General features: G+C 69.4%; 5 protein-coding genes and 1 pseudogene. 2 read left to right on the forward strand and 4 right to left on the reverse strand.

Annotated elements, in window-relative coordinates; genetic code table 11:
• Nucleotides 1-226: 226 nt before the first annotated feature.
• The 3 genes from ACNAVT_RS15325 to ACNAVT_RS15335 are packed head-to-tail and all read right to left on the reverse strand — an operon-like array spanning nt 227 to nt 2,989.
• The gene (locus ACNAVT_RS15325) at nt 227-1,531 is read right to left on the reverse strand and encodes a hypothetical protein (protein ID WP_416296776.1); all 1,305 of its coding nucleotides are present in this window, start codon (nt 1,529-1,531) and stop codon (nt 227-229) included.
• Complete coding sequence (locus ACNAVT_RS15330; protein ID WP_416296778.1) at nt 1,524-2,672, reverse strand: hypothetical protein; 1,149 nt, start codon at nt 2,670-2,672, stop codon at nt 1,524-1,526. The genes ACNAVT_RS15325 and ACNAVT_RS15330 overlap by 8 nt, the downstream gene beginning before the upstream one ends.
• Nucleotides 2,673-2,677: 5 nt before the next feature.
• Complete coding sequence (locus ACNAVT_RS15335) at nt 2,678-2,989, reverse strand: hypothetical protein (protein WP_416296780.1); 312 nt, start codon at nt 2,987-2,989, stop codon at nt 2,678-2,680.
• A 60-nt stretch (nt 2,990-3,049) separates the two neighbouring features.
• Here ACNAVT_RS15335 and ACNAVT_RS15340 point away from each other — a divergent pair, with 60 nt between their 5' ends.
• On the forward strand, nt 3,050-5,398 hold the full coding sequence (locus ACNAVT_RS15340) for a TOTE conflict system archaeo-eukaryotic primase domain-containing protein (protein ID WP_416296782.1): 2,349 nt from the start codon (nt 3,050-3,052) through the stop codon (nt 5,396-5,398).
• Nucleotides 5,399-5,492: 94 nt separating this feature from the next.
• Here the strand turns inward: ACNAVT_RS15340 and ACNAVT_RS15345 are convergent.
• A pseudogene (locus ACNAVT_RS15345) lies at nt 5,493-5,876 on the reverse strand (multicopper oxidase domain-containing protein); the annotation flags it as partial.
• A 240-nt stretch (nt 5,877-6,116) separates the two neighbouring features.
• On the opposite strand from ACNAVT_RS15345, the gene ACNAVT_RS15350 reads away from it, so the two are divergent.
• On the forward strand, nt 6,117-6,401 hold a 285-nt coding region (locus tag ACNAVT_RS15350), incomplete at its 3' end, for a transposase (RefSeq protein ID WP_416296784.1).

Here is a 6,401-nt window from a genome sequence, read left to right on the forward strand (position 1 = left end):
TCTGTGGGCGGACTGCTGGCGTCGGCTCCGCAGCAGTTCCGGCGAGCGGCGCCGACATCCTGATGGTCGTATCGCACGACGGGTGAGGTCTGTTCGATCCGTCCACGGGCGCGAAGATCGCCCGTGATCTGGACTCCGATCCGGACTACTGAATCGGCATGCTCGAGTCCCCAGCCGACGCGGTCTGCCCTGCGAGGAAGTGGTTGTTGAGCTGTCGCGGCCTGGTTCATCCTGCAGGGGTGGTGGTGTATCCGAGGGCGCGCAGTGCGCGGCGGAACTGTGTTTCGTGTTCGACGGGTACGGCGAGGTGGCGGTCGCCGACGAGGGTGCACAGGGTGCGCAGTTTCGGGTCGCGGGCGACGAGGGTCGCGAGGGGCGCATCGGCGCATTCGACGAGGCGGACGAGGCCGCGGTCGCTGATCCTCGTCGCCCGGGTGGTCACGTCGTCAACGAGGACGGCGAGCGCTGCCGGCAGGTCGTGCATTGCACGATCCGCCAGAAAGGTGACGAACTGGCCGAGCGGCCGTCCGGTTTCGGCTGCGGCGAGCAGCGTGTCGGCGCGTACCGTCCAGACCCGGTCGCTGGTGCGTTCGGCGTGGGCGTCGAGGACGAGCCGGTCGGTGGCGGTGGGGTCGCCGACGGTCACGATGTCCAGGGTTGGCAGGACCTTCAGGGTCCGCTCCGGCTCCATGGTGCTGGCGGGTGGCTGGTAGTCGCCGGTCAGCCCGAGTGCGTAGGCGCCGAGCGGGTTGAGTCGGATGGCGCGCAGGCCGTCGTAGCGGCTGAGGTAGTCGAGGTCGTCGGCACCCCAGTTGCCGTGGTAGTCGGTGCGGGCGCCGACCGGGTCGGTGTACTCGATGTCGATGAGGCCGAGGGTCGCGGCGTACTCGAACAGCACGGCGAGGGTGTACCGGCCCTCGAGGATCGGCCAGTCCGCGAATCCGCTGTAGCCGAGGCTGCCGTACTGGGGGTCGACAAGGTACAGCTTCCACAGCCCACGTTCGCTACGGGCGACGGTCGGGGAGGTCTCCCGGCGGCGGCGCATGGCGGCGAACAGCTCATCGACGACGATCCACTCGTTGCATCGGCAGGCGGCGAGGGCGATGGCCACGGCCTTGCGGCGGGTCTTGACCGACGTTAGGACGTTCGCGGCCCGCTGGCCCTTGATCCGGTCGATCCGGTTGAACTCGTCGAGCAAGGGGGTGGTGACCCAGGACCGCCAGAGCCGCCGGAGCGTCGCGGCGGCCGGTTTACCGAGGGCGGCGCGTCCGCGATCGGTGAGCTGGAGTCGGCCGCCGGCGAGTTCGGCCAGTCCGCCGGCCTGCAGCAGCAGCGGCCACGCGAACGCCGCGATCGGCTCGGCGGGGTAGAAGTCCCCGCCGTCGAGCACCCCGGCGACGGCGGCGACGGTCGCGGCGGCGGGTCGACGGGTCGTTTCGCTGCACCGTAACCGACCGGCTGCCACGAGGTGCAGGACGGCGTGAAGGTTGACCTCGGCCTGTGCGGCGGTCGACCGGAGAGTGTCAGGCATCGAGTCCTGCCAGGTCGAGGCGTTCGATCAGGCTGGGCTTACGTGCGTGCACCGCCCGTAGTTCGGCCAGCCGCTGCCGGAATCTCGTGGTGTTGCCGTCGCGTTCGCTGAGGTCGCGCAGGTCGACAAGGAGTTGAACGCCCGTGTCGTAGTCGCGGGGTTTCTTCGTGGCGATGAGTTCGTTGACCCGCTGCCACGCGGCGGGCTGATCGACTGCGAGGGCGTCGAGGTGCCGTTGCCGGGCGGCCGCCGCGGACCGTTCCTGGCGGATTCGGTCTCGCTCACGCTGCTCGGCGACCTGGCGTTCCCGTTCGGCGCGGAGGTGTGCGGCGGTGGCGAGTAATTCGCCTGCGGTGCGTGGGGCGGTCGTGGTGGACGTGTCCGGGAGGTGTTCGTCGCGGTACCGGCGCAGCAGCCGGCCCCGCAGGTGACCGTCGCCGCCGCTGACCAGGTCGGCGAGGATGGCGTCCTTCTCCCGGACCGGGAGTCTGGTGACCCACGAGCGCAGTTGCGCGGCGGTCGGCTCGACGGCAGGCTGCGCCGAAGCGGCCGCCGCGGCCGCGATCAGATCAGGGTCGATGCACAGGAACTCGGCGACCGCGGTGAGCGAGGCGTCAAGCGTGTCCAGCCCGGCCGGGACCGGCGGCTCGGGCTCCTCGTCGGTGAGCTCCAGGGACTGCGCACAGCGCAGCCAGCCCAGGTACAGCAAGCGCAGGTCCCCGGCGGCGAGGCCGGCCCGGACCGGGATGATCGAGGCGAGCAGGCCATGACCGTCGAGGTCCCACTCATCGGTGCCGTCCTCGTCCTCCCGATACAGGTGAACGATGACGTGCCTGCCGGCGGTCCAGGCGGACGCACTGTCACCCACGCAATAGCCGGCGACGGTGGCGGGGTCGACCACGTGCTTCGGCAACCGCAGCATGAGCTGGCGGGTGCCCCAGTTCGCCAGGTACAGGTGCGCGTCGAAGTATCGCTCCATCAGCCTGCGCGGGTCACCTTTGAAGTCGCCCCACTGGTAGGTGTTGACGAAGCTGGTGGCGGTGATGTCGGCCCGGGTGGACAACGCACGCAACTCGCCCTGCTCCCGGCTGGTGAGGGGCCGGTCGACGGCGGTGAACTCGTAGTACTGGTACTCGCTCACTGTGACTACCGCCCGGCCCAGTGCCGGTAGGCGTCGATCCAGTCGGCGCCGTCCGGTGCAGGTGTGGGCAGCGGCAGGTCGAGCAGGTCGATCTTCTGCCGGTGGCGGCCCCGGGCGCAGACCGCGCCGATGCTGTCGACGGTGAGGTCGACCTTCTGCACGACTACCTCCATGCCGAGGACGGTGGTGGTAAACGGCACCGCCAGATGCTCTTCGAGCATGGTGAACAGGCCGGTGAGCTGTTCGTCGTCGTTGTACGCGTCGACGGTGGCCTCTTCGATCATCGCCTCGAGCGCCGCATTCCGCTTCGATGCCATCGGCGCAGGATAGCGAACCCGTTCCGGGATGCTCGAAGCCCGGTACCCGAGGATGGTCCGGTGGATTCGGTAGACGAGTTCGAAGGTCTTCGCCGCGAGGTGAAGCGGTTACGGGCGGAGAACGCCCGGCTGTCACGGGTGCTCGAACTGCGTGGTCAGGACACGGCTCCTGCGCCGGAGCAGCTGTCCGCGCCGGTCGCTGCGCCGGGTTTGGTGACGATGGCCTCACCGGTGGCGGACAAGCTGGCGCTGTTCGCCGACCGGTTCCGGGCCCGCGTCGACGTGTACGCCGTGCGGTGGGAGAACACCCGCACCGGTGCTGCCGGGTGGATGCCGGCCGTCGCCGGCGGGTGGCGTAAGGGCATGGACCGGCGCGGCGCTACTTACCTGCCCCGTACGGGGGAGGTCGTCGCCGCTCATCTCGTCGGCGACGTGTTCCTGGGGCTGTACCCGCTGCTGCCTGGCAACACCTGCCACTTCGTGGTGGCGGACTTCGACGGCCCGACGGCGATGCTCGACGCCCTGGCCTACATCAAGGCGGCGCGGGCCAGTGCTGTGCCGGCGGCATTGGAGATCTCCCAGTCCGGTCGCGGTGCCCACGTGTGGATCTTCTTCGCCGGTGTGGTCCCGGCGACGACAGCGCGGGCCGTCGGAACCGCCCTGCTGCACGAGGCGATGGTGCTACGCGGGTCGATGGACCTACGGTCGTACGACCGACTGTTCCCCAACCAGGACGTCCTACCCGAGGGCGGCTTCGGCAACCTCATCGCCGCGCCGCTGCAGGGCCGACGCCGCAAGGACGGACTGACCACGTTCCTCGACCTCGGCACGCTCGAACCGTACGCCGACCAGTGGGCCTTCCTGTCGACGCTGGACCGGCTCAGCCCTGCGGACGCCGAACGCGTCGCCCGGCAGGCGAAGCGTGCCACCACCGGCGCCGACATCGCCACGATGAGCCGGTCCGCCGCGACCCGGGTACATCCCGCGCTGCCCCCGGTGGTGCACGCGGAAGCCGGTGCCGGGCTGAGCCTCGACGCCGCGCAACTCACCCCGGCCGCGCTGGCGACGTTCAAGCACGCCGCCGCCATGGCCAACCCGAAGTTCTACGAACTGCAGCGGCTGCGCAAGTCCACCTGGGACACCCCACGATTCATCCGCGGCTACGACCTCACCCTCGACGACCGTCTGGTACTACCGCGCGGCCTGCGCCACACCATCGCCGCCATCGTCGAACACGCCGGGTCTCGGCTGTCCGTCACCGACGCACGGAACTCCGGAAACGAGATCGATACGGCGTTCACCGCCGAGCTCACCGACAAGCAGAGCACCGCAGTCGGTGCGCTTCTCGCCCACGACGACGGGGTGCTCGTCGCCCCACCTGGCTCCGGCAAGACCGTCATGGCGTGCGCCGTGATCGCCGAGCGCGGCACCTCCACCCTGGTCCTCGTCGACCGCAAAGCCCTCGCCGACCAGTGGCGAACCCGCATCGAACAGTTCCTCGGCATCCGGGCCGGCCAACTCGGCGGCGGCCGACGCAAGCTCACCGGCACAGTGGACATCGCACTGCTGCCCTCCCTGGCCAGACGCGACGACATCACCACACTCACCCAGGGGTACGGGCACGTCATCATCGACGAGTGCCACCACCTCGCTGCCGCCGCTTACGAGCACTCGGTCAAACGGATCGCCGCGCAGTTCTGGCTCGGGCTCACCGCCACACCCGCCCGGCGTGACGGGCTCGGCCAACTCGTCACCTGGCAGCTCGGCCCCATCCGGCACACCATCACCGACGAGGAACAGGGCACCATCGCGGCCGCGATGGCGGTTGATGCCGGACCACGACGACTGCTGCACGTCCACGACACCACGTTTCGTGCCGGCGACGTGGACCTGAACGAACCGGGCGCACTCGCCGAGATCCACCGTTGCCTGGCCCTCGACCAGACGCGCAACACCCAGATCGCCGACGACGTCGCCGCAGCCCTCGCGCGCGGACGCAACTGTCTCGTCCTCACCCGGCGGATCGCCCACGTCGACGCCCTCACCGCGATGCTCGCGGCGCGCGGACACCAGGCGCTCGTACTCCAAGGAGCGATGAGCGCCACCGACCGGCGAACCGCCGTCGACCGACTCGGCGAAGCCAAGGCCGGTGACGGCCTCCTCGTCATCGGCACCACACCGTTCATCGGCGAAGGCTTCGACGCCCCAGCGCTCGACACCCTCTTCCTCGCCGGCCCGATCTCCTACGACGGGCTGCTCATCCAGTGCGCCGGACGCGTGATCCGGACGGCACTCGGCAAGGACGCCGCCGAGGTCCACGACTACCACGACCCGGCCACCCCCATCCTCGCCGCCTCACTTCAACGCCGCATGCCCGGATACCGAGCACTCGGCTTCTCCAAGTCGTGAGCGCACCGGATCCCCCGACCTCGCATGAACGCCCGGCGCGTTCGGCGGTGAAGGTGTAGGTCAACTGCTCGCCCGGCTTGATGGGACGCATCTGCGTGGTCGAGGCGACCTGTGAGGCGTGGAAGTCGATCGAGTGCCCGGTGGTGCCCTTGTTCATCAGCGTGACGATGAACGTGTCGCCGACCTTGCCGCGCAACGTCGGGCCGGGCACCGTGCCGTTGTAGGCGCAGGCCCGTTGGCGTACCGCAGGGGCGACCTCGACGACCTCTTCGGTGACGGTCAGCGTGACCTTGCGCTCCCGACCGGCTGGCACCGACGCCAACGCGGCGTCGCGTGCCCTGAACCGGGGCCCGGTGTGGCATTCGGATCGTAGGTCGCCGGCGCTCCGCCGAGCAGGGCCGCGGTGAAGGCCTGCGCATGTTTCGTCGTCCTCCAGGTGGCGACTGCTTGCCTGCTTTCTTCTGCTCAACGGTCCCACCAGGCCCCGAATCTATGATCGGGGCGATCGTGAAGATTCGCTTAAGCTGCAGCGCGATGCCCCAGGTCAGCGCCCCGTTGCATGGACGAGTTGAGCGCGGCCCGCGCATGCGGAAGCCAGGTTCGCCGACAACGCGGCCAGGTGGAACATCCCGGCATCCTTCCCACCAGGACTGAGGTTCCCCCGGTAGCTCGGAGACTTTCGATCGTGGTCTGATAGGCCCTGACCAGGAGGTTCTCTGTGCCCGCCCCTCGTAAGTACCCGGACGAGCTGCGCCAGCGTGCGGTGCGGCTCTACCGGGAGTCCGACCCCAAACCGGTGATCAAGCGCCTGGCCGAGCAGCTCGGTGTGCATCCCGAGGCGCTGCGTAACTGGATCCGCCAGGACCAGGCTGATCACGGTGAGCGCTTCGACCAGCCCACCACCGCCGAGGCCGAGGAACTGCGGCGGCTCCGCAAAGAGGTCGCTGAGCTACGCAGAGCCAACGAGATCCTCAAGGCCGCGTCCGCTTTTTTCGCCTCGGAA

The organism is Micromonospora sp. SL4-19 (assembly GCF_047921475.1).
Lineage (GTDB): Bacteria > Actinomycetota > Actinomycetes > Mycobacteriales > Micromonosporaceae > Micromonospora.

Bases quoted from the DNA above. Each gene is read 5' to 3' on its own strand.
- ACNAVT_RS15325 (WP_416296776.1), bottom strand. From the start codon at position 1,531: ATGCCTGACACTCTCCGGTCGACCGCCGCACAGGCCGAGGTCAACCTT.
- ACNAVT_RS15335 (WP_416296780.1), bottom strand. From the start codon at position 2,989: ATGGCATCGAAGCGGAATGCGGCGCTCGAGGCGATGATCGAAGAGGCC.